18 protein-coding genes are annotated in these 22,591 nt (G+C 36.2%); 17 read left to right on the top strand and 1 reads right to left on the bottom strand.

Annotation, left to right across the window (positions count from 1 at the left end):
• Positions 1–43 precede the first annotated feature (43 nt).
• The 9 genes from I6758_RS11500 (at position 44) to I6758_RS11460 (ending at position 10,205) form a co-directional block, all read left to right on the top strand.
• The gene (locus I6758_RS11500) at positions 44–1,057 is read left to right on the top strand and encodes a hypothetical protein (protein ID WP_196605408.1); all 1,014 of its coding nucleotides are present in this window, start codon (positions 44–46) and stop codon (positions 1,055–1,057) included.
• Positions 1,058–1,444: 387 nt separating this feature from the next.
• Positions 1,445–2,041 carry a type IV toxin-antitoxin system AbiEi family antitoxin domain-containing protein gene (locus tag I6758_RS11495; protein WP_196605407.1) on the top strand — a complete coding sequence of 199 codons (597 nt, stop codon included), beginning with the start codon at positions 1,445–1,447 and terminating at the stop codon, positions 2,039–2,041.
• A 222-nt stretch (positions 2,042–2,263) separates the two neighbouring features.
• Positions 2,264–2,950, top strand: coding sequence for a hypothetical protein (locus I6758_RS11490; RefSeq protein ID WP_196605406.1), 687 nt, complete (start codon positions 2,264–2,266; stop codon positions 2,948–2,950).
• Between the two features lie 495 nt (positions 2,951–3,445).
• Complete coding sequence (locus tag I6758_RS11485) at positions 3,446–4,615, top strand: MBL fold metallo-hydrolase (protein WP_196605405.1); 1,170 nt, start codon at positions 3,446–3,448, stop codon at positions 4,613–4,615.
• Positions 4,616–4,630: 15 nt separating this feature from the next.
• Positions 4,631–7,426 carry a serine protease family protein gene (locus I6758_RS11480; RefSeq protein ID WP_196605404.1) on the top strand — a complete coding sequence of 932 codons (2,796 nt, stop codon included), beginning with the start codon at positions 4,631–4,633 and terminating at the stop codon, positions 7,424–7,426.
• Entirely contained in the window at positions 7,423–7,824 is a 402-nt protein-coding gene (locus I6758_RS11475) for a hypothetical protein (protein ID WP_196605403.1), read from the top strand. The genes I6758_RS11480 and I6758_RS11475 overlap by 4 nt, the downstream gene beginning before the upstream one ends.
• Positions 7,821–8,237 (top strand): hypothetical protein, encoded by a 417-nt coding sequence (locus I6758_RS11470; RefSeq protein ID WP_196605402.1) that lies wholly within the window; start codon positions 7,821–7,823, stop codon positions 8,235–8,237. The genes I6758_RS11475 and I6758_RS11470 overlap by 4 nt, the downstream gene beginning before the upstream one ends.
• Positions 8,237–9,307 carry a radical SAM protein gene (locus tag I6758_RS11465; protein WP_196605401.1) on the top strand — a complete coding sequence of 357 codons (1,071 nt, stop codon included), beginning with the start codon at positions 8,237–8,239 and terminating at the stop codon, positions 9,305–9,307. The genes I6758_RS11470 and I6758_RS11465 overlap by 1 nt, the downstream gene beginning before the upstream one ends.
• Complete coding sequence (locus tag I6758_RS11460) at positions 9,291–10,205, top strand: hypothetical protein (RefSeq protein ID WP_196605400.1); 915 nt, start codon at positions 9,291–9,293, stop codon at positions 10,203–10,205. The genes I6758_RS11465 and I6758_RS11460 overlap by 17 nt, the downstream gene beginning before the upstream one ends.
• Positions 10,206–10,453: 248 nt before the next feature.
• On the opposite strand, the gene I6758_RS11455 is transcribed toward I6758_RS11460, so the two are convergent.
• Complete coding sequence (locus tag I6758_RS11455; protein WP_196605399.1) at positions 10,454–12,628, bottom strand: MobA/MobL family protein; 2,175 nt, start codon at positions 12,626–12,628, stop codon at positions 10,454–10,456.
• Between the two features lie 286 nt (positions 12,629–12,914).
• On the opposite strand from I6758_RS11455, the gene I6758_RS14950 reads away from it, so the two are divergent.
• From I6758_RS14950 to I6758_RS11415, 8 genes are all read left to right on the top strand, one after another.
• Positions 12,915–14,540: a VirB8/TrbF family protein gene (locus tag I6758_RS14950; protein ID WP_231038652.1), complete on the top strand. Its 1,626-nt coding sequence runs from the start codon at positions 12,915–12,917 to the stop codon at positions 14,538–14,540.
• Positions 14,541–14,556: 16 nt separating this feature from the next.
• Entirely contained in the window at positions 14,557–15,732 is a 1,176-nt protein-coding gene (locus tag I6758_RS14945) for a TraG/VirB4 family ATPase (RefSeq protein WP_330998052.1), read from the top strand.
• Positions 15,733–15,815: 83 nt separating this feature from the next.
• Complete coding sequence (locus I6758_RS11440) at positions 15,816–16,601, top strand: hypothetical protein (protein WP_196605398.1); 786 nt, start codon at positions 15,816–15,818, stop codon at positions 16,599–16,601.
• A 4-nt stretch (positions 16,602–16,605) separates the two neighbouring features.
• The gene (gene trbL / locus I6758_RS11435; protein ID WP_196605397.1) at positions 16,606–17,727 is read left to right on the top strand and encodes a P-type conjugative transfer protein TrbL; all 1,122 of its coding nucleotides are present in this window, start codon (positions 16,606–16,608) and stop codon (positions 17,725–17,727) included.
• Positions 17,728–17,736: 9 nt separating this feature from the next.
• A complete protein-coding gene (locus I6758_RS11430; protein WP_196605396.1) occupies positions 17,737–19,545 on the top strand; it encodes a transglycosylase SLT domain-containing protein in 1,809 nt (602 codons plus the stop codon).
• Positions 19,532–20,074 carry a S26 family signal peptidase gene (locus I6758_RS11425; protein ID WP_196605395.1) on the top strand — a complete coding sequence of 181 codons (543 nt, stop codon included), beginning with the start codon at positions 19,532–19,534 and terminating at the stop codon, positions 20,072–20,074. Before I6758_RS11430 ends, I6758_RS11425 begins: the two co-directional genes overlap by 14 nt.
• Complete coding sequence (locus I6758_RS11420; protein ID WP_196605394.1) at positions 20,061–20,801, top strand: hypothetical protein; 741 nt, start codon at positions 20,061–20,063, stop codon at positions 20,799–20,801. The genes I6758_RS11425 and I6758_RS11420 overlap by 14 nt, the downstream gene beginning before the upstream one ends.
• Positions 20,802–20,945: 144 nt before the next feature.
• Positions 20,946–22,475 carry a transposase gene (locus tag I6758_RS11415; protein WP_196603849.1) on the top strand — a complete coding sequence of 510 codons (1,530 nt, stop codon included), beginning with the start codon at positions 20,946–20,948 and terminating at the stop codon, positions 22,473–22,475.
• Positions 22,476–22,591 lie beyond the last annotated feature (116 nt).

Genomic DNA, 22,591 nt, shown 5'->3' with positions numbered 1-22,591 from the left:
ATAGATGTGGATGTTTCTTGTCTGTACGGTGGATTAAAGCGTTATGGAAAAAGATTTATGGCAGATGATCGATGAAGCTGATGTGCAAAATTATGGGAATATTGCACATCAGCTAAAACAGGATATGAAAAAAAGCGTACAAGATACGCTTGATAAAGCCCCGAAAATTGTGCATCATGATATTGGCAAGGCCGCGGACAATTTGTACGAGAAGATGGATCAGTTTTTGAAGGCAGAACAGGAGTATATACCATCGCCGGAAACTTGGCTGGAATATGAGCCGAAACATGAAGCTATCAAGGAAAATTTGCAGAATTTACAAGCCGTACCGGAGAAACCACGTTCTGAGCAGGATATTATGACCGCTTCAGATAAAACGGTAACTTTTTTTCAACAAGCCAGTCTTTTTCTGCAAACGGAATATGAAAAGCTCGTAGAACGTGAACGACAAGTTCAGCGGGAAATGGAACAAATCAAGAATATTATTGAGAGGATGCAGGAACAGACAAGAGGCAGTTCGTCGGAAAAAATGCAGAATTTAGTGGATAATGGTGAAAAAATTATTTCTGATATAGAAAATCTCCGCGCGGAGATTCGTTGGCAAAAGCCGGTCATCGCAGCTGCTCTATGGAAAGAGGCTCGTGAACAAGTAAAGCAAGTTTATACTGGTATTCAGGAAATGCCAGATAAAATAAAAGTTGCAGTTCGGAATAAAGCTTATAGCATTGTGGACCAGGCCGTTCAAAAAACAGCATTTGTTTTTGATAAAGGAATTCAATATTTACAGGCAAAGAAAGAAAAAGTTCTAAACCTTTCACCATTCGATAAGAAAGAGCAGGGCGCAGAAAAAACGCAAGAAGAAGTAAAAATGGTAGAAAAGCAGCAGCCGTCGGTGCAGCATGCAATTGAAGAGTTGAAAGATAGAACCGTTAACGTTAATCAAGATAAGGTTTTTAATAATGAAGTTAATATTAAAAAGCCCAAAAAAGTACTTCTTCGTGTTGAATCAAAAGATGATGTGCGTAGTCAAGAACGTCAAAAGGAGCGTTCGCGATGATTTAATGAGCGCAATGCACTTATATGATAATTAGAGATGTGTTAGTATACATAAAAGTACATTTGTTGGTAGTTCTCTTTTAAATAACATTTTCGATGCTTTTATGTTTGAGTAGAAAAATTTATATATTTTATGAATAAATGAGATAAGGGCTTCTGCTATGAATAATAGCAAAGCCCTATATTTATAGTTTGAGCTAGGGGTCCATTATGGACACCTAGTGGATATTGAAAGAAATAAAAGCTTATTTTAGAACTTTATCCGCTAATATACAAAAAAGTTCTTAAAGAATTAATTTGACTTATGCTAAATAAAGCTGTAATCTGTATTTAGAACTTTATCCGCTTTAAGAAAAATATTTTCTTAAAGTTATGAAAGGATGTAATCATGGATACGGAAAGTGTAAAAAAAATATTTGATACCCATGATGGCATTATGCGCACAAAAGAGCTTTCTGAATGTGGTATTTATTACAAACTTCTGTGCCAGCTTATGCAAGATGGATACGTCGAAAAAATACGGTATGGGTACTATCAATGGCAGGATGACCGTTCCTTCAGTGAAGCTGCCACAATTGCCAAACTATTTCCTGATGCGATTCTTTGTATGGAAACGGCTCTTCAGTACTATGGCTATACGGATAGAACACCTGCAGCATGGTGTCTTGCAGTTGATAAGAATTCTACGAAATCACGTTTTGATATTGATTATCCAGCTATAAAACCATTCTATATGCAGGCGAAGCTTCTGGAAATAGGAGTAGAAAGTTGCACAATAGAGGATATTTCAATGAAAATATATGACCGTGAGAGAGTGATTTGTGATTGCCTTCGTCAAATGAATAAGATGGATGTTGAGATATATAACAAAGCAATCCAAGCTTATATAAAAGATCCTAAAAAAAATATTCCTCGTTTAATGATATATGCAAAAAAACTAAGAACAGAAAAGAAAGTCAGAACTACTATAGGAGTATGGTTATGAAAGATGTTGTCGCGTCCATCTTGGCTCGCTTGAAAAATCAGGCAAAGTCATCTAATTTAAGTTATCAAATTTGTCTACAATTATTTTGCCAAGAAGAATTTTTGCGTAGGCTATTTTTATTTGGAATAACAAGGCGGTATATTTATTATGAATATTAATCGAAATGCGTCATTGAAAGATAACGCTTATAATTTGAAAGCGTCTATTATGGAGGTGTGAAAGGTGTTTAAATGGTTTTGTCGAAAAATTGTTGAAGAAAATATCGGAAGAGTTCCAAAAGAAAACTCTAATGATACTAAAATAAGAATTGATGAATTGACGGATGATTTTATAAAACAAATTAATTTTTTGCTTTTTAAACGATGCTTACCGTATCTTGCTGTTGCATCAATTATTATACTTTATCCATATTGGGCAAATGGTGCCCATAATCTGAATGAATATTCTTCAGCTGTAGACTTAATATTTCTTGCCGGAAATGCAACATTGCTGGCCATGCAAATAATTGCTCCAATTAGCAGAAGATCTGAAAAAAACCCATCAAAAACTCAAGCAGAATTTTTTTTATCTTATATGGATAAATTGCAAAAGGTATCTAAAGCGATGAACATAGCTCGTATGTCGGATACTTTTAAAGAATTTGTTAAAAATGAGTATGATAGATTTTGGGCTGCTAAGAAAGAAGAAGTACGTAGTAATGCAACTAGAATTGTTAATTTATTAATGTTTTTTGCGCTGAATATACCAGTTTTTTATTATAAGCAGAGATTGTTTTTACAGCAGCAACATGATAACACTGAGAGATTCGTAGAAACTAGTAAACATATATCAACTATATATTCGCATATGGGTACACTAAAAGACGTAGTAACCCAATTACAACAAACCGTCTCAGTATTTGTGCAGTAAGTAGGAATTAAATGTAAAGGTAGATTCTCGAAGATTACGTCAAGGAAATTTGATAGAAATTCTACGTTTGATCAAATTGGTGCCATGAGGTGAAAGAAGGCCGAGATTTTAGAATAACGTATTTGGAGATTAATTCATTACACTTCCCTTGCCGTTTAAGTATGGCCCAACACGATTAAAATAACTAATGAATATTTACATGTGAGAGATTAGAACTATCTTAGGAATACTTTAAATGCGCTAAAATAGTTGACAAAGAAACCCCATGTTGCGCTTGATTAAAAATCTAGGTGTGCATAGTTGACTTCACCTGCTTTTTGTTAATCTAATTGTTTCTTGAAGCCAGCGAGAATTAATAGAAATCTGCGTTTGAGGGGCGTGGTAAATTAAACTGTTGCACGTATTTTTTATGGTGGATACAGTTTTTAGTACTTTCTAATATTTTTATCGAGTTGTATGTGATTAATTAAATAAAAATTTGGGAGTAAAAATAAAATGGGGAAAAATGTTGTTCATTTTCTTCCTGCGGAATCAGGGGATTGTTCAGTTATAGAGTTAGATAATAAGGAATGTATACTAATTGACTGTGGATTTAAGGCGACTTATCATAATAAATTAAAGCCTTTATTGTTGCAACTACGCGCTAAAGGGTGCAAAATAATCTTGATGATAGTATCACATATTGATCAAGATCATATAGAAGGTGCAATTGAATTACTAACTGAAAATGGATCTGCACAAAACCCTAACATAATAGAAATAGACAACATCTGGTTTAATGGTTTTTTTAACTCTCTCTTTATAAAAGATATATTTACTTGTCATAAAAATAAAATTGTATCAGAAACACAAAAAAAACAAATGAGAGTTGCCAAGGGCAGTTTATATATGAGAAGCGGAGCTGAAGAAAAAAAAATTTCTGCGCAGCAAAGTAAGCAGTTCGAAGAATTGTGCTCATTTTATGGATATAGATTAAACATGCAGTTTAGAGATAGGATTGTAAAATATATAAATGAATTTAATAGCAGTAAAATTTCAATTGGAGAGTGTAATATTAGTGTTTTATCGCCTGGGAAAAAGCAACTTGATAGCTTAGCTGCAGAATTTGATAAAGAAATGGTAAAAATGTTTGGAAAAGATTATGCAATCAACAATAGTTTTGAATTTGCAACCTTATTTGAATTACTTATGGGGCTATATAAAGAAGAGGTATCTGATACATCTTATATTTCAGCAGTTGCTAGCAATATAGAAAATTGGTTAGGAACATCTAATTTAGCAAAAATGAATGTAATAAACAAAGCATCAATAGTTGTTGAAATAGAATATAAAAATAAAAGATTTTTATTTACTGGTGACTCAGACAGTGAATTATGGTGGAAACATTTAAAAGAGGACTATGATGTTATTAAAATTTCGCATCACGGAACTACTAAACCAAATATAAAATTGATAGAGCATTCTAGGGGAAAACATGTTTTGATATCAACAAATGGGAAAAAATATGGACATCCTGAAAAAGACTTAATTGCAAGAGTGATTTTAGGAGGTAATTTATTTTTACATTTCAATTATGAAGTTGAAATGAAGAAAATTATAGAGAATATTCAAGAAAAATATAAATTTAAAGCTGAATTTTGTAATTCTGAGATTACCATAGATTAGCATAGGAGAATATTCATGGAAGAGTTTATAGTAAAAGTAAATTCATATTATAACCAAGAATGCATTCGGAATGGCACAGGCATAGTTATTGATAATAATTTAATTTTAACTGCTAAACATGTTGTTTGTGGGCAAGAGCATTTCGTAGTAATTAATGATTGTAAAATTAGTGCACAAATTATAAAAGAAAATTCAGCAGTAGCAGTACTTAAAATAGAAACTAATTCATTGACTAAGGTGGCAGATATATTTTGTCTCGAAGAAATTTTTTCTCAAGAAGTTGATTGGAAAATTTATGGATTTATATCGAATGAGCAATTGGAACATTCGGTAACGGGTAGAGGCATACTTCCTTCAGTAACGGAAGCCGACGATTGGGATTGTTATTTGACAAACATTATTGCTGGCAAAGCTAATGATTATTCAGGATTATCTGGTGCACCTGTTCTTTGCAACAATAGAATTGTCGGTATTTTACAAATGCAATCATATGATAATGATGGATCACTGGGTATACGGATGTCTTCTGTTAACAGGTTTGCTGACTTATTACAAGATAAAAATATTAAAGAAAACGAATGTAAGCTTGTATTGAAAAAGAAGCTTAGTGATTTTACAGTTGTTCAAATTAATAAAAATATTAAAAGCAGAAAATATATTCCAGATATATATGTTGAAGAAAGTGATTATAAAGAATTTCTTCGCTATTTTGCTGATCCTATTTTATTTTTAAGAAAAGCGATAAGAGAAATAAAAGATGTTAATTTTTGTAAATACAATAAGTTGCTGGATGAATGCAATGAAAAGAAGATTACTTTTGATAGATTCAATGAGAATATTAGTTTTTCAGATTTCAATAATGTTTTTGAAGATTTTAATAACGAGATATGTTACGCTGAAAATAAAACTAAAGCTTTAAAAGAAATAAAAAATAGTCAAATATTATCTCAATATTTTAAAATAAGGCAAAATATTTTTAATAATTCAATTGAGCATTCCTTATGGAGAATAAAGAATAAGATTAAATATAATTCATTAAAGTTTCTTTTATTAACTAAGGATGCAGGTCAAGGGAAGACAAATTTTTTATGCGATTTTACAATGAATTTTTTAATAAAAAAGAACTATTTTGTTCTTTATTATAATGCATATGATTTTAAAGAAAATCCATGGTTAGTGATTAGTGAAGAATTAAAAAGTTTCGGGAATCATACAATAGAATATATTTTTTCAGTAATAGAAGATCAATGGCAGAAAACAGGCAGATCATTTGTAATTATTATAGATGGGTTAAATGAAAACACGGTTATGGAAAATTTCGGTGCAAATTTAAAGGGTTTTCTAGAAAAGTGTAATAATTATTCGTTTATAAAAGTAATTTTAACTACAAGAAATGAATTTTTAAAAGAAAAATTTTCGGGACTTGAGAATGGGACATATGAAAAATTTTTTGAACATATAGATATGGCTATTAGAAATGAAAGTTTTAAAGAAAGAATATTTAAAGGTTATCTACAATATTTTCAAATTATTATTAGAGAAAATACATTGAGCGATAGAGCATACAAAAAATTGACGGAAGATATTCTCTTACTAAGATTTTTTTGTGAGGTAAATGCAGGAAAAAAACAGTTATATTTGTATGATGTATATAAGTACGAAGTTTTTAATCAATATATCGAAAAAAAAGCAGATGAATATAGTTTAGAATTTCCTGTTATGCAACTAAACCATAAGGATAATGTTTATTCTTTGCTAGATAAAATAGCGAAATATATGTTAGACAATATGGAGTTTTTTAAAGTTCCATCAAATATCTTTAGTGAAAAGGAACAGAGCTTGCTATATAAAATGGTAAGTAATGAGGTTGTTTTTAAAGACGAAGAACTTATACAAATAGGTATGCTGAGAAAGACAGCAATGGTAATAAGTTTTACTTTTGATGAATTTAGAGATTATTGTTTAACGGAGTATATTTTAAAGAATTATGATAAAGAAAAAATTTCTGAACTATGGGGAAAGTTAGAGGAAAACTATAGTACCATAAAGGAAGGCGTTTCAAAATATTTATTTTATTTAGCTAGAGTTATGTCACCTGATAGTTTATTACCAATTTTAAAAGAGTTGCCAGGATATGAAAAACTATATTGGCGTTACATATGGGGGCTAGAAGACAAGTGGTTTCAAGGAGATGATAAAAGGTTATGGAAAAGAGAATTAATTGATTGTAAGAAATATAGTAAAAGAATAGTATATGATTTAATTTTAAAATATGATTGTGATTATTTTAAAATAATTAACATAAATTTATTATTTGAGGTATTAAATGAATTAGCAATTGAAAATAGTAAGTATAGCGAATTTTTGAATGAAATGTTTCAGATTTATTATAAGCATGAATATGGATATTCCCAAACAGAGTCTAGTGCTGCTTGTCCATATAATTATTTGTTAGATTGGCTACAAGCAAATGTTGAGTATGATAAATGGAATATAGATCATAGAATAATTTACAAATTAACGTTATATTTATTTGATTTAGATTGTTGGAATACAATAAATTTATGGAAAAATTTATATGAATTTTCACCTGATATTGCTATTGATATTTTAAAAGAAATGAACAATTACCCCAATGGAGGTCTTAACGGGAATATAAAGCAAATATTGAGTAGCTTGGTTAATATGGATATAAAGCAATCTTCTTATGATATTATTATCAAACAATTGTACGAAGAAAATATATTTTGTAATGACATAGATATTGATTTCGATAGTATTTTTACACTTATATATGGAGAAAAGAAATGAGACTTTTAAAATTGAATGAATCATATTTTTGTATAATTAAAGAAGAAGCTGTATTTGATAAGTTGAAAAAAAAATTTATGGATAAATCAAAAACCAAAACTAATTCATTTGCCGAAAAGTATCTAATAAAACTTTTTGAAGATATTTTTAAATCTGCACTAGATATAAAAAAAATTTATTTCGATTTCTATAAAGAAGAATATAAGGAATTTTCTGACTTTTTATATCAAAAGGAATTATTAAATGAAGATGAGATAAAAATTATTAATCTTCATGAAGATCAAACATTATTAAAACTTCGAATGAGTCTAAACTCATATAATATAAGCACATTATTTGACCATGAAGATGATTTTATAAAATATTTTAATCAAATGTTGGAGGAAATTGATATATGAAAATAAAGGATGATTTTGTAACGAACAGTTCCTCAACATCTTTTATAATATCGATGAAGAATGAATTAAATCAAAATAATTTCTTGAAAAATATTGGCATGAATGGTGAAGCTCCTATCGCTAAGCTCTTTAAAGATTTATATGAAGCCATAGATGTTAATAAAGAAGAAATTCATAAATATATGAATAAATATGAAGAAAAATTTCCAAGTATAGATGAATTTTTAGAGGCAGAAGGATATGATGAAAAAACTATATTTAAAGTGAAAGAGTTAATACATAATGGAAGAACTGTTTATTATGGAAAAATGCGTTCTGATGGAAGTACTTCAGCAGAAGTATTTTTTTGTATGGAAAGTTTTTTAGTATGTGATGAAAATATTTATTTTAATGGCGAGATTGGTGGTTGGTGATGGGAAAATGGTTATTAAAAAAGTATCAAGATAGTCAGTACATAATTTTATTTGATAAAGAATCTGGAAAATTAATAAGGCAAGGAACGGACAATGTGGAACCATTTTGGAATGTAGTAGGACCAGAACTCTTAGATGTTTCAATAACTAATTACTGTGAAAAAATGTGCGATTTTTGCTATCGTGCTTCCAATAGAGATGGAACGTTTATGTCTCTTGATGATTATAGGATTATAATTGAGCAAGCAGCTGATATAGGTGTTTTACAGATTGCATTGGGAGGGGGGAATCCTAATCAACATCCAGATTTTATAAAAATATTAGAGCTAACAAGAAAAGCTAATATTATTCCGTCATATACAACAAATGGAGAAGGTATGCTTCAAAATATTTACAAGGCAACAAAAGAATATTGTGGAGCATTAGCAGTAAGCTGGTATTATCCTTATAAAGGTGCAATAGATGTAATTAATACATGTAAAGAAATGGGAATAAAAGTGAATGTTCACTTTTTACTCAATAAAGATACTATAAAAGATGCAATTTACTTGTTAGAAAAGCGTGAAGATTTGCTGAGGAATATTAATGCCATAGTATTTCTTAACTATAAGCCGATACATTCATCTCGCACTTTAAGTTTAAAATATTCCGAGGAAGTATCAGTTTTTATCGATAAAGTCCTTAAAGTTAAAGCGTGTAAGATCGGTTTTGATAGTTGTATGATATCATTTTTAGTATCAAATTCTGATGATTTTTACTCAGAAACAACTGAATTCTGTGAGTCGGCAAGGTTTTCGGCATTTATCTCAGAAGATCTTAAATTATATCCATGCTCTTTTTATAAAGATATTGACCGTGAAGGTATAGACTTAAGAAATATTAGAGTACAAGATGGATGGAAAAATGGCAAAGAGTTTATTGAAATGCGAAATCGATTAAGATTGCGAGCAAATCAAGCTTATCCTATAAAGAAATGCATGGAATGCGCAAAATATGAAACGTGCCACGGTGGATGTCAAATATTTGACATTAATGCGTGTAAGGAGATATACGATGGAGTATTGGAGTGAAGTGACATCCGACAATGCAAGAGATAGGAACCTTTTAATTACTGTTTCAAAAGTAATTAAAGCATATGATTTAGATAGGGGTTATAGTCGAAATGAAATACAAGAAATTTTCTATTTTAGAAAAAAAGATTTTAAATATCATATTAATAAATTTTTTATTCCAGATAAGGAGGGGAATTATTACATAGCCGATAATATTAAAGGAAAAATAATAGATATATTAAAAGAACATAATACAGCGATAAGCAAGGTGAATAGTGCTAAAGAAGCTTTCATAAGGACTTTTGGTAGATTTCAACAAGAATATAAGAATCCTAATAGAAATAATTTTGACTTTAGTAATTTTGAGTTATTGTATAAAAAGATAGCCCATATTATACCGATTTTGCACTGGGGGCTATTACCGATCATTAAAGAAGAATTTATGATAGATAGGGGAAGAATTCCTGAGGATGGTGTTATTCAATTTTATGATGATTATGATATGTTAGATATATTGTTAAGAGAAGTAACAGGTGAGGGTGAAAAAATGACGTTAAAGGGAGATTGTAATCTTGATAAGCCATTGAATTTTTCTGTATATTCACGTAGGTGGGGACATTACGATAACTATAGAATAAAAAGAACTGTTGATGGTTGGGATGTAGGGCATATTGCAATTAATGGTAGTTGCAAAAAAAATGGGGAGAATGTGTTGTTTGCGAATTTAAATCATGATTCAATTTTTTACCCGGAAGACGGCATTAAACATGCATTAGAAGTTTTATGGAATGAAGCTGATGAAACAGAGATGAGCATAGAAGAATTGCAAAATAGGCTACAACAAGTTGCTGATTGGATTAGCATCATTGAAAAAACTCTTGGTGAAAATCAGCCGAATTGGGTCAACTACTACTAGAAAACCACAGGTCATGATGGCTTACATGTTTAGAATGTCTTGTGAAAGTTTATATGTCAGTAGATACTTCTGAATCAAGCATAGTCAATTTTAGTACCTAATAATAAAGAGTAGATTGAAGACATTCAAAGTCTTGGGGGAGGGTGTAAAAAATCTATATATTGAATCTTCTATGACAAGTTATTGAGGCTCCTACAGTGATCAAGGTTATATTTGGGGTAGACTGATTTTATCCTCAAAAACGAATTTTACAAATGCCATCCTTGATACATCCTGTCTTCAGCATTTTTGGCCTTATCTATAATTTCAGATTTGTTATTCCAATGGGCATCTAAATGGATATCCTTTTCTTTTAAAATGAGCTTTTCTGCAAGGCTGGAAATATGAGATGAAATTGCTTGCTTTTGCTGATTATGGGCAGCCTGTAAAATAGGATGAGTATGTCTTGCTAATTCCTTTTGCAAAGCTGCATTTTTTTGTTTTGATTCAGGGCGAGTATAGAGTCGGATAATTTCAGGTGTAGAATCATTTTTGATCGGAATAGAAGAAGTTTGGATTTTCCATTTACTGCTGTTGTCTATTGTTATTTGAAGCTCATATTTTGGAACCGTGCCATGGCTTATATTATCGCCAAGTTTTACGGCAGTCACGGTATAGCTAGTATCTATATTCTTTGTTGTATTCGGTAGCGTAGGAAGCTGATCTAAAAGGGCATAGGAGTCACCCCTGTAGACCAAGATTTTAAGGCTGGAAATTGACTGAATGCCGCTAATCTTACATCTGCGATTTAATGTTGCAGGGAGTTTATCAGTGAAAAGTATGGTATCCATTTTTTCTGTACTCAATTTTTGGGCAGCTTCTCCGTATTTATCAACCTGCTTTTTGAATGACAGATATTCAGCATAGAGCTGTTTGCTTTGCTGCTGATTTTTGGCATTTTTCTGCTGTAACGTTTTTAAAATATCATCAATTTTTTCTTTTGCTTCGCCATCTATAGCGTGGCGATAATTATTCAGCTGTTTACCAAGAAGATTTCTTTCTTCGGTAAGCAGCTTTATTTTTTTGCTGTATTCGGCCAGTTCATGCGTTTTATCAGGAACGCCATAAAGGGAAGCAGCTAGTTCTTTTGTATGCTGCAATTCTTTAGCAGTTTTTGCATAGGCTTTGCGTGTTTTATCGTATTGATGATTGAAGGCCTTATCCTGTGCAGTAAGTCGCAATTGTTGGTCGTTAAGGATCTGCGATTTTAAGGTTTTGTAAGCACCTAATTTATTATCTGCTAGCTTTCGGTAATTAGAGGCTGTTTCTTCGAGATAAGAATATACATCGCCAATGGTTATAATGAGAGGTTCTTCCTTGATTTCTGCTGCTTCAATTTTTGCTTTTTCTATATTCTGATCCTTTTGCAGACGCAGGCGTTCTTGTTGTATTTGCTGGGCAACTTGGCGGAGCAAAGCATCATTGGCAAAAATTAAGACGTTTTGCTCTTTGGAAGAAAGAGCAGATATGTCTGTTTCTTCAATAGTTTCAGGGAAATCTGATTCGTGATCTGTTTGTTCAATTTGATTCATAATTTTTTGCATAACTGCTGGGTTTCGGTAAGCGCTGCCAAGGTGTGGGGCAGGGGTTCGATTAAGAAGTTCTGCCTCCTCATTTCTTCCGGATAAAACTAGTTCTTCACGTTGGGTCTGTAAGGTCTTTTCACTGATACAAGTGGAAAGACCTTTTTCTTGAAATTTGTCATTAACCATTTCAGCCCAGCGTTTACGCAAATGAAGCGTCATTTCTTTGGTAATGAATTCTCTGGATGAGCGATAACCTTGCGTTGGTTCACCAGAGCGATTTACCGCATAATGATTGAAGAATTTATCAGGTGGAAGTGGCCGGTCGCGTTCGATAATTTTTTCATTGAACATCAGATGGCAATGGATATTTCGGTGGTCCTTATCAAAGGTGGCGGCTTTATCATGAATGGCATAGGAATAGGCATGGTGGTCCTTAATGCCGGTTTCTTTTAATAGGTGTTCGACAAGTTCCATATTTTCAGCAAGCGTGAATTCTTCCTGCAAAGCAAAACGGAATTCACGGTAAGCGCGGCCATCTGGTTTGTCACGGTGGGCTTCCGCTTCTTCCCAAAACATCCCCGGATGATCGGCCCAGCTTGGCATATTTCCATAGGAGGTAAAAGCCAGATCCTCTTCGCGATTTTCCATATGGGCGTATTCGCCTTCACGGAAAATATAGTCGTAATGTGTTTTGGTGTTTAGTTTGGTGCCGTTTTTTCGTGTGCCGTGCGGTGTATTTTCAAAATAGTAATGGGCCATATCTCTTACCTTTGGCAGCCCCGGATCTTTCGGGCTGCTTTTTCTTTTTAAAATTTGTAAAAATTTTTCGGTTCGTTGATCCGAAGGAAAACGAAGCACGGCAAAGCCGTCTGCCGGAGGCAGTAATCCGGTCCAGCTGGAGGGTGGCGCAACAAACCTCGATAGAGTTTTGTGTAAATGCGCATTATGGGTTTTGCCTTTCGCCGTCGATTCATTTTATTGCTTATATTATATGGTTTTTATACTAGAATGTAAAATAAATATTATTAGTATTAAGGTGAAATAATTCAATTAAAACCTTTATTTTAGCTTTGATTGTACAAATATTATTATTTACTTTTTATTAAAATAATGCTAATATTTCACCGTAAAGGAGGTGAAATATATGGAACCGCAAACGAAATTTTTCCCAAAAGGAGAACCGACAGAGGTATTTGACCGAAAGGCTGCAGGCACGTTCCAAAGTGATTTATATAATCTGGCCTTAGATAAAGATGTGGCGAAAAAAAGGAACTTGTTGTATCTCGTGCTTTTGATCATCTGTGTGCTTTCCATTATTTTCATTGCAACAACAGCAAATTATAAGACGTATGTCGTTCGCGTGGACAATGCTACGGGGCAGGTAGAAACTGGCGGCCAATTAAAGGCAACCAACTATAAACCACAGGAGGCCGAAATCAAAACCTTTTTAGCGCAATTCATTGCTGACACAAGAACGATTCCGCTTGATCCAGTCCAATATAAAAACAATTGGAATCGCTCCCGGCATTTTATGACGCAGGAAGCGGCACAGAAAATAAATGCAATCGTATCAAAAGATAATCCGGTGGGGCTCCTTGGTCGAATGACGGTGCAGCCGCAGATCCGTTCTATTCAATTGCAGCCGGGATCAAATTCAACCTATCAGGTTCGCTGGATTGAAGAGGAATATGCCATTAGTGGCAATACAACAGGGAGAAAAGTCAGCTATGTCCTATATTTTGAAGCGCAACGTCATCTTGCCAGTAAGTACAATGCGGCAAAGATCGATATCCCCATTGTGCAAAAAATGGAGGATGAAAGAGCCGGTTATTATGCCGGTCAGAAGCACTTTGAAACCAGTTACTATTTCATTGTCTACTCTGAACCACCGCAACTTTTAAAGTCACGTATTACGGATGCTTTTATTGCCGATGCCAAAAACAAAGGACAGAATAAGGCCGATATGCGGGTGTATTGCGAAACGGTTGAAAAGTTTATCAGTAATGTGAATCTCATTGGAAATATGCTACAGAATTGGTTCCCGGATATTAAGCCACTCGATGCGTCTGGAGCATTAAGCTATTTGCACTCTAATATTTCGGATAAACGGTTTCCGGTGAAAGTAAATCATGATAAATACATTACAGATTACATTTGTGATACGGATGTGCTTGGCGGTCGGGAAATGAAGCTCGGAGAAAAACACATCAAGCTTGTTACCATATTAGATTTTCCGCCGATGTCTACACCAGGTGCTTTTGACGTATTTAACAACATGGATATTGAATATCGCTGGGTATCTCGTTATATTTGCTTATCCAAAATGGATGCCATGGAAGAATTGAAGAACTTCTTAATGCGCTGGAATCAACAGATTAAGAGCTTTTGGACGCAGGTTCGGGAGGCCGTTTTAAAGGAAAAACTCAATGATGCCATTGATGAAACAGCGGTCATGAATAAAGACGATGTCAGTGTTGCCATGCAGGAACTTGGACAAGATGCCGTAAGCTACGGCTATTACACCATGACGATGATGGTTTCTGATGCTAACAAAGATCGTTGTACAGATAAAGCAAACAGAATACTAGAAGCTGTAAATTCTCTAGGCTATTGCGGATATATTGAAACGGACAATAGCATGGAAGCATGGTGGGGATCAATTCCGGGCTGCTACCGGGCGAATATCCGCCGTCCCATCGTCAACAGCTTAAATTTTTGTCACCTTGCCCCGGTCACATCGATATGGCCTGGAGAGAGACAGAAGGAATGAATACTTAAAGGGGCCTGTGCTGCTCTACACAGATACAAATGGATTTACGCCGTTTCGGTTATCTCTTCATGTAGGTGATGTAGGGCACACGATGATTTGCGGACCTTCCGGCAGCGGGAAGTCGGTGCTGCTTAATACCTTGGAAGCACATTTTTTGAAATATCCAGATAGCAATGTGTTTATTTTTGATAAGGCAGCTTCGAGTCGGGCGCTGACGCTGGCTGTTGGTGGCAATTTCTATAACATTGCGGCAGAAGGTGCAGGAGAGTTATCTTTTCAGCCGTTGGTACGAATCGATGATGAACAGGAAATTAAATGGGCGAAAGAGTGGATTCTTGCGTATTTAAAACAGAAAAATATAGAAATTACTCCGGCCAAGGATAATTTTGTTTGGAAAGCACTTCGCTCATTAAAAGAATTTCCAGAGGAGCAGAGATCGATTTCTACGTTCTGTGAAATGGTACAAGATCAGGAAATTCGGCAGGCGCTAATTCCTCTTACTGTTAAAGGAAGTTATGGCAAGCTTTTTGATAACACAAAAGACGTATCTGGTAAAGGACGCTGGCAGGTGTATGAAATGGAAACGCTCATGAGTACGCCAGCAATAGTGCCAGCAACACTGGATTATTTGTTTCACCGAATTGAAGCACAGCTAAAAGAGGCAGTCGGGCCTTCCATGATTTTGTTAGATGAATCCTGGCTGTTTTTTGATAATGAAGCCTTTAAACAAAAGCTTCGAGAGTACTTTAAAGATATGAGGAAAAAGAATACATCTATCATTTTCGCAACACAAAATCTTTCAGATTTAGCCAATAAACCGGAACTTTTGAATACAGTAATGGATAACTGTCCGAATCGGATCTATCTGGCAAATAAGAATGCACGAACCGTGCAAAACCGGGAACTCTATAAGATTTTTGACTGCAATGATAAACAGATCGACATAATTGCCAGCATGACACCAAAGCAAGATTATTACTATTCCTCAGAAAAAGGAAACCGTATTTTCCGGTTGGCGTTGCAACCTGCGGAAATTCCGTTTGTTACAGCTACGGCCAAGCAGGATCAGCAGGCAATGAACCGGATATTAGCAGAGCATGGGCAAGAAAACTTTATTCAAAAATGGTTTGAATATAAAGGCTATGAGGAAGAGTGGAAAGATTACAGGAAGCATTATCTGCAAAATGCTTAAAAGGTGTCCATAATGGACACCTTGGTACAGAAAAATATAGGGGGTCCATTATGGACATCCTGCGAAGGAGAGGGGAAATTCAGATGGTGGATGTTCGTAAAAGCTTTACGAGGGGACTTGTTGGGACCTTTTTGCTGGCATTACCAATGACGGCGCAAGCGTCTATTTCGGTAATTGATACGGAAAATATTTTGCAGCAGATTAAAACCTATACAGAGACGCTTCAGGTTGTGACGAATACAGCCCAGCAGATTACTTTGCAATTGAAAGATCTGGAGGCACTTCCAGAAACGGTTTTGGATGGTTATAAAGATGCCTTGAATAGCAGTATGTCTTCTATCAATACGGCCATGAAAAAGTCCGGATTCTTTACGGAAGATGCCGTATGGAACCAATATTGGCAAAGTACGTTTCCTAAAATCGCAGTAGATACCTATGCGCAAACTTCTTTGGCTGAGCAAAATGTGAAAACGACTTTGCAAGAAGTTTTATCCATGCGAAATCGGGATGATGTAACAACATACCATCAGCTCATGACGGAGCTTGGTGTATCTAAAAAGCGCCTGTCGGATCTTTTGGAGCAAAATAAATCGCCGGAAGGCAGCAAACAGGTGCAGCAACTTGCCAACGAAATTGCGACAGAGAAAGCACAGATTGATAGTATTCATACAGCGCTTCAAGCGCTAACAGCACAGAATCAGGTAATGAAAAATCAAGCGGAAGTGCTGGAAAAGCAGAATCATCAAGCGGTTGTAAATGCTGCGATACAAGCAGAAGATGCAGCGCTCACAAAAATGAAGCAGGAAGTAACAAAGACCGTTCCTGCACTTGATGATCCATGGCAGACATATGGCAATGTGAGGTGGTAAGTGCGTGGACTTTGCTAGTAGTGATTTTCTGACGGAATTGCTGAAATTTTTTGAGCTGCACAGCATTACGGGTTTTTTGGCTTTGCAGCCCTATGCGTGGCAGCTCGTTTCTGTTTTGGCAGTTATTGATGTTTGTACAACATGGACGCTCTATAGCGCAGAACTTCGGATGGCTGCTGTGATCAGCCGAGTAATGAAGGTGGGATTTTTTCTTTTCCTCATTTTGCAGTGGGATAAAATCAATTCGGCTATTTTGGTGTCTTTCCAATACGCTGGGTTAACGGCTGCCGGGGTGACACCATCTGGTGATTGGATTGCACCGAGCAAGATATTGGAACAAGGATTTGAAGTTGTCGGCGGCCTTTTGAAAGCGTTTAATGAGACAAGCATTATGAGTAATGGCGGGCTTGGGAAATGCTTTATGTACCTACTGTCTACGGTAATTACATTAGGCGCTTTCTTTTTTATTACGTTGCAGATTCTTTTGACGAAGATTGAATTCAACGTATTTGCTTCTATTGGCGTGATTTTATTGCCTTTTGGAGCCATTCGCTATACGTCCTTTTTGTTTCAACGAGTCGTATCTGCCGTTTTTAGCTTTGGCATAAAACTGATGGTGATGTATTTTCTGCTGGGATTATTTAATTCGCTGGCCGGGGATGTAAAAGCAATTCCGGCAACGGAATCTTTTGCAACGATGCTTCGAATGTCCTTATCTTATGCCGCTATGGCCTTTCTTACTTGGCAGCTTCCAAATCTGGCAGCTAGCATGATGAATGGACAACCTTCTATGGATGCAGGCGCGGCCATTGGCGGAGCAAGATCCGTTGGAACAACAGTCGTTGCTGGTGCGAGTGGTGGTGTAGCAAAAGCTGCTTCTACCTATGGTAATGCTAAGGCTACTATGAATGCGGCCCGTACTAGTCAGGCGAGTAGCGGTGGGTCTGTTGCCGGTAATTTTGCTCAAACTATGATGCGGCAAAAATTTGCTAACAGCACAATTGGCAGATCCTTAATGCGTGGTGCAAATAATGCCATTAACCATCATGAGGACTACAAAAATCTTCGATCAGGCAGAGCCTTTGAGGAAGCACAGAGAAACCGCAATGACTATGGCAATAAGTAAGGTGTTTTTATGAGAATAAAACGACTATGTATGTTAATGAGTATATTGCTGTGCTTCAATATAGCTTCGGTTTTTGCTGCAGCGCCGTTTAGTGGAGGCGAAGTAACGGCTCCTTTTGGTGAAGAAAATCATATGGGACATACGCATAAAGGGTTGGATGTTGGCACTTCGTCTGGAACCCCTATCCTGGCACCGTTTAATGGCACTATCGAACATGGTGCAGGCAATGGTTTTATTTATTGGGTACTTATTACCGGAGAGAATGGGGAATCGCTTCTTTTCGGAGATTGTAATCCGGATACCTTAATTTGTGCAGATGGAAGAGTTTCTGAAGGAGTCGTGATTGGTTATACCGGTGGCGATGCTTATGATGGAGATCTTGGCACATCGACCGGGGCACATTGTCATATAGAATACTGGCCTTCTGGTTATTATACGGGACCCGTGATTGATCCCTATTCCAGACTGATAGCGCTGGGCGTCAATCTTAGCGGTGATGGAAGTGTAAATCCAGGTACCGGACAACGGGGAAGCGACAATATTTCACTGCCTTGGGGTGTAGAAGCCATGTATCAGCTGGGAGATTCTTTAAATCAGCTAATGGAACAAATGGTGAAGGCCTTATCAAAAGGGTATAACGGACTGCAGACGGCAGGACTGGCTCTGTTATTTGTTTTGGCGGTCATTGATTTGACGCTGCCGATACTTGTTGCTGGGCTTGAAACTTCACTAAATCAAGTAATTACGAAAACTTTCAAATATGGATTTTTGTTTTTGATTTTTACCAATTGGCAGCGAATCATTAACGATTTTTTCTTGAGTTTTGTAAGTTCGGTGTCAGGAACTTTTATCCAAGATCCAACGGTGATTGCCGATAACATTTCGCAGCCACAGCTTTTAATGCAAAAATGCGTGTATATGATCACGCCGGGACTTAATAAAATTGCATCGTTTGGTTCAATGGATTTTGTCCGGAACTTTGGAACGATACTGCCGATTTATCTTATTACCTTTTTGACCATGGGAGTATTTTTCTTCTTGTCCTGTTACATCATGCTTGTATATATCGAATTTTATCTTTCGGCTTCGGTGGCGCTTTGCACTGGGCCATTTGCAGCTTTAGGTTTTACGAAATTTGTGGCTGAAGGGAGTTTTGGCCATCTGGTTTCTACAACCATAAAGCTCATGATTTTATCCGTGATGGTTGGGCTTTGCGTTTTTTGCATCAAAGATGCCAAGCCGCAGGATATTTTTACAATGAAAACACCAGCAGTAACACAGACGGGATCAGGCAGTGTTTCCGGACCGGCAGACTTAGTGAGCATAGCTACAGAAAAAGCGCAAAAATATAACATTCCCGTTACGCTTTTCTTGGCACAAATTAAAGCGGAAAGCAGCTGGAATCCGCAGGCGATTAGTGAAGTTGGAGCGGAAGGATTAGGTCAGCTTATGCCATCTACTGCAGCTGGGCTTGGCTGCTATGATCCCTTTAATCCGGAGCAGAATTTGGAAGCTTCAGCAAAATATATGCAGGGGCTCTATGAGCAGTTTGGGGATTGGAATTATGCTTTGGCTGCTTATAACGGCGGCCCCAATAGTCTTTCTAAGAATGAACCACTTCCCGGATGGGCACAGGATTATGTGAATCAAGTCAATCGAAACCTATCTGGTTCCTATACCGTAAACAATGGTATTACAGCAGAAGCTATGTCAAAATATGTGCTGCTTTGCTTATCCTTAATAGGTTTAGCGATATTAACTTTCCGTGTGCCGAAGTCCATTATGAATGCTTTGGGAGGTCGCTATGAACTTTCTTAAAGGTGGACAGAAAAAACTTAAAGTGTTCATGATAGGTATGTTTTTGGTGATTGGATTTCTGGCCTTAGCAAATATATTTGCCGGAAAACTATTTTATATCAATACTACGGATTCGGCACCAAAGGGAATTTACAAGGTGTCCCTTAACCAGAATTTGCACTATGGAGATTATGTCATTGTATCTCTTCCGGTAGATGTGCCCAAGCTTTATGTGGAAAAAGGATTTTTGCTACTAAAGCAGGTTCAGGGATTTCCGGGCGATGAATATATGGTTTCTAATGATGCCTTAGAGATTAGAGGAAAAGAGTATAAGATTTTTCATCAGGAAGGTTTGCCAGAGTTAGCAGTTGGAGAAAGGAAAGTGCCAGAAGATGAAATGCTGCTGTTAAACGACATGGAGCTTTCTTTTGATTCCCGGTATTTAGGACCAATTTCAAAGGAGTTGATTGTGAAGAAAGTCGAGCTTCTTTTGCCATATGAGCCATTTATTTGTTTTGTGAAGAAGGTGATGCAAAATGAAAATCTGTAAAACTGCGGTTGTTGTGTTCACTGTGGCCGTACTTAGTGGATCTTCTATGATTGCACAGGCATGGTGGGGGGATTTGATCTATCCGGGGGCAGAGGTCTTTGATGCCAAGCGCTTTGCTGATAGCGTAAAAGAAACAGAACAGGCTATTGCCGCGGTGCAGAACACTTTGGAAAATTTGAATAACAGAATCTTGATGATTACGGGTCTAAATTCTGACTTGCAAAGTGCTTTCAAGGCTGTGCAGGGAGTTGGCGATATGCCAACAGGAAAAAGTGCAGCAGAGCTGGGTGCAGCTTTTCGGGAGATCAAAGAAAAAGCGGACAATAATGAAGCGTATGAAATTCTTCTCTATACCAGCTTGGAAAATGCGAATCAGGATGCGGCCAATGCTGCACAAAAAGCTTTTCAAAATCAGCAGCTTAGAAAAAATGCGCAAGAAGAGGTTTTACAAACAAAAACAGACGGTATTTTAGGAGAACAGCAAAAAAAGAATGCGACAGAAGTTTTGGGAGCTTTAGAGAGTATTGATCAGGTAGAGGTCAAGGGTTCGGAATTTATGAAGCAAGTGACTATGCAAGAAGCTGAATTTACGGCCAATCGCATAGAGAGAGAAAAAGCCAGAGCTGGGGAGTTTTATGGTTATGATCCCTATCATCCAAACGAATATGATATGCAAAAACGGGTAGTGCAGACGAAAAGCCTTGGTTTTATGCAGTATGGAGAATGAAAAAGGGGCTGTGAAATAACACTCCTATAAAAACAAAAGAGGATCGCTTGCTCGAACGAGCCGGTGATCCTCTTTTTGTGTTAAAATTTTACATACCACATGAAAAATTCAAACATACATTATTCTAAAACAAAACAGGCAGTTTTGCCACTATTTATTTCGGATTTTCTGGATATTTGTGATCCTGTGCTGGTTTTCGACAGATTCATGGAGGGAATCGACTTGGAGAAGTACCTGAAAAATGTTCCGGAGCACGTTACCGGACGCATCAGGTACAACCCGACCAGCATGTTGAAAACAATCTTATTTGGATTTATGACAAATGGATATATCTCGCTCCGCGAACTCGAAGATTGCTGTAAAGTCAATCTTCGCTTTATCTATCTCATGGAACACGAGACTCCATCTTATCGCACGTTCGGCTATTTTATCGAAAATATCCTCAACCCATCCGTCGAGGAATTGTTCAGCGAGATCAACAAGAAAATCTTTGCTAAAGATCATGTGGATTTGAGCCATCTGTATATTGACGGTTCGAAATTTGAGGCAAATGCTAATAAATATAGCTGGGTATGGAAGAAAGCGACTGAAAAGTCTAGATATAGACTTTTTGAAAAAGTCACGGGATTACTTGATGAAATCAACGACGATCTTTCCGGCTTTGGTATCAAAATTGATACGAATTCCGAATACGTTCCTGAATACCTGAATGAAGTAACAGATCGGTATGCCAAAATCTATGAAATAGATGAAACAAAATTTGTCCATGGAAAAGGCCATCGAAAAACACCCCGGCAGAGCTATTACGAACGGCTTCAGGAATATACAGCCAAACTCAAAGAATATGTTGAAAAGATAACCATTTGTGGTCCAGACCGGAACAGTTATTCCAAAACAGATCACTGTGCGACATTCATGCGGATCAAGACAGATTATATGGGCAACGACCAGCTCCTGCCAGCCTACAATGTTCAATTTGGTATTGCAGATGAATACATAGCTGTAGCTGATGTAAATCAATACCGTGCAGACATGGATTGTTTTGTTCCCTTACTGGAGAAATTTCATAATACCTACGGATTTTATCCAAAGTATCCCGTTGCTGACGCAGGATATGGTTCATACAACAATTATATTTACTGTGAGCAGCACGGTATGGAAAAGTATATGAAATTCACTATGTACAAGAAAGAAACTACTGACGCAAAGTATCGAGATAATCCGTTTCGGGCAGTGAATTTCAAGATTGACGAAGAAGGCACACTGCGTTGTCCGGCCGGACAGGCATTTTATCTTCAATATAGACGAAATGTAAAAGGGAATCAATACGGACGTCAGGAAGAGGTCTACCAGTGCGAAAATTGTACAGATTGTCCTTATGCCTCCGAGTGTAAAAAGACGGATAAAAACAGGACGATTCATCTTAACCAGGAACTAACTTCTATACACCAAGAAGTTGTGAATAACCTAGAAAGCATTCAAGGAGCGCTTCTTCGTATGAATCGCTCGATTCAATCTGAAGGTACTTTTGGCATCATGAAAAATAACCGCTGGTATAAAAGAATCGTTCGAAAAGGTATGAAACAAGTACGTTTAGAGATTTTCCTGGTTTCCATCGGGCACAATCTTTATAAATACCACAATAAAAGACTACGTTTGAAGAAAGCCGCATAAACTGTAGAAAAGCAGTTTTTATGGGGAAAGGGGTTGTATGCCCTTTTTTCAGTAATTGCCCGCTTGTTGCCTCAAATTGTATAGAAAAAGAGACTGTGGACAAAATGATTTCTCAT

Source organism: Pectinatus haikarae, from assembly GCF_015732185.1.
GTDB lineage: Bacteria > Bacillota > Negativicutes > Selenomonadales > Selenomonadaceae > Pectinatus > Pectinatus haikarae.
The sequence above is the reverse complement of the archived record's forward strand: the minus strand, read 5'-3'. Positions and strand labels throughout refer to the sequence as shown.

Coding starts and splice junctions, on each gene's coding strand:
- I6758_RS11420 (WP_196605394.1), top strand. CDS start 20,061: ATGAAAATCTGTAAAACTGCGGTTGTTGTGTTCACTGTGGCCGTACTT.
- I6758_RS11495 (WP_196605407.1), top strand. CDS start 1,445: ATGGATACGGAAAGTGTAAAAAAAATATTTGATACCCATGATGGCATT.
- I6758_RS11440 (WP_196605398.1), top strand. CDS start 15,816: ATGGTGGATGTTCGTAAAAGCTTTACGAGGGGACTTGTTGGGACCTTT.
- I6758_RS14950 (WP_231038652.1), top strand. CDS start 12,915: ATGGAACCGCAAACGAAATTTTTCCCAAAAGGAGAACCGACAGAGGTA.
- I6758_RS11425 (WP_196605395.1), top strand. CDS start 19,532: ATGAACTTTCTTAAAGGTGGACAGAAAAAACTTAAAGTGTTCATGATA.
- I6758_RS11460 (WP_196605400.1), top strand. CDS start 9,291: ATGGAGTATTGGAGTGAAGTGACATCCGACAATGCAAGAGATAGGAAC.
- I6758_RS11430 (WP_196605396.1), top strand. CDS start 17,737: ATGAGAATAAAACGACTATGTATGTTAATGAGTATATTGCTGTGCTTC.
- I6758_RS11500 (WP_196605408.1), top strand. CDS start 44: ATGGAAAAAGATTTATGGCAGATGATCGATGAAGCTGATGTGCAAAAT.
- I6758_RS11485 (WP_196605405.1), top strand. CDS start 3,446: ATGGGGAAAAATGTTGTTCATTTTCTTCCTGCGGAATCAGGGGATTGT.
- I6758_RS11475 (WP_196605403.1), top strand. CDS start 7,423: ATGAGACTTTTAAAATTGAATGAATCATATTTTTGTATAATTAAAGAA.
- I6758_RS11465 (WP_196605401.1), top strand. CDS start 8,237: ATGGGAAAATGGTTATTAAAAAAGTATCAAGATAGTCAGTACATAATT.
- I6758_RS11480 (WP_196605404.1), top strand. CDS start 4,631: ATGGAAGAGTTTATAGTAAAAGTAAATTCATATTATAACCAAGAATGC.
- I6758_RS11470 (WP_196605402.1), top strand. CDS start 7,821: ATGAAAATAAAGGATGATTTTGTAACGAACAGTTCCTCAACATCTTTT.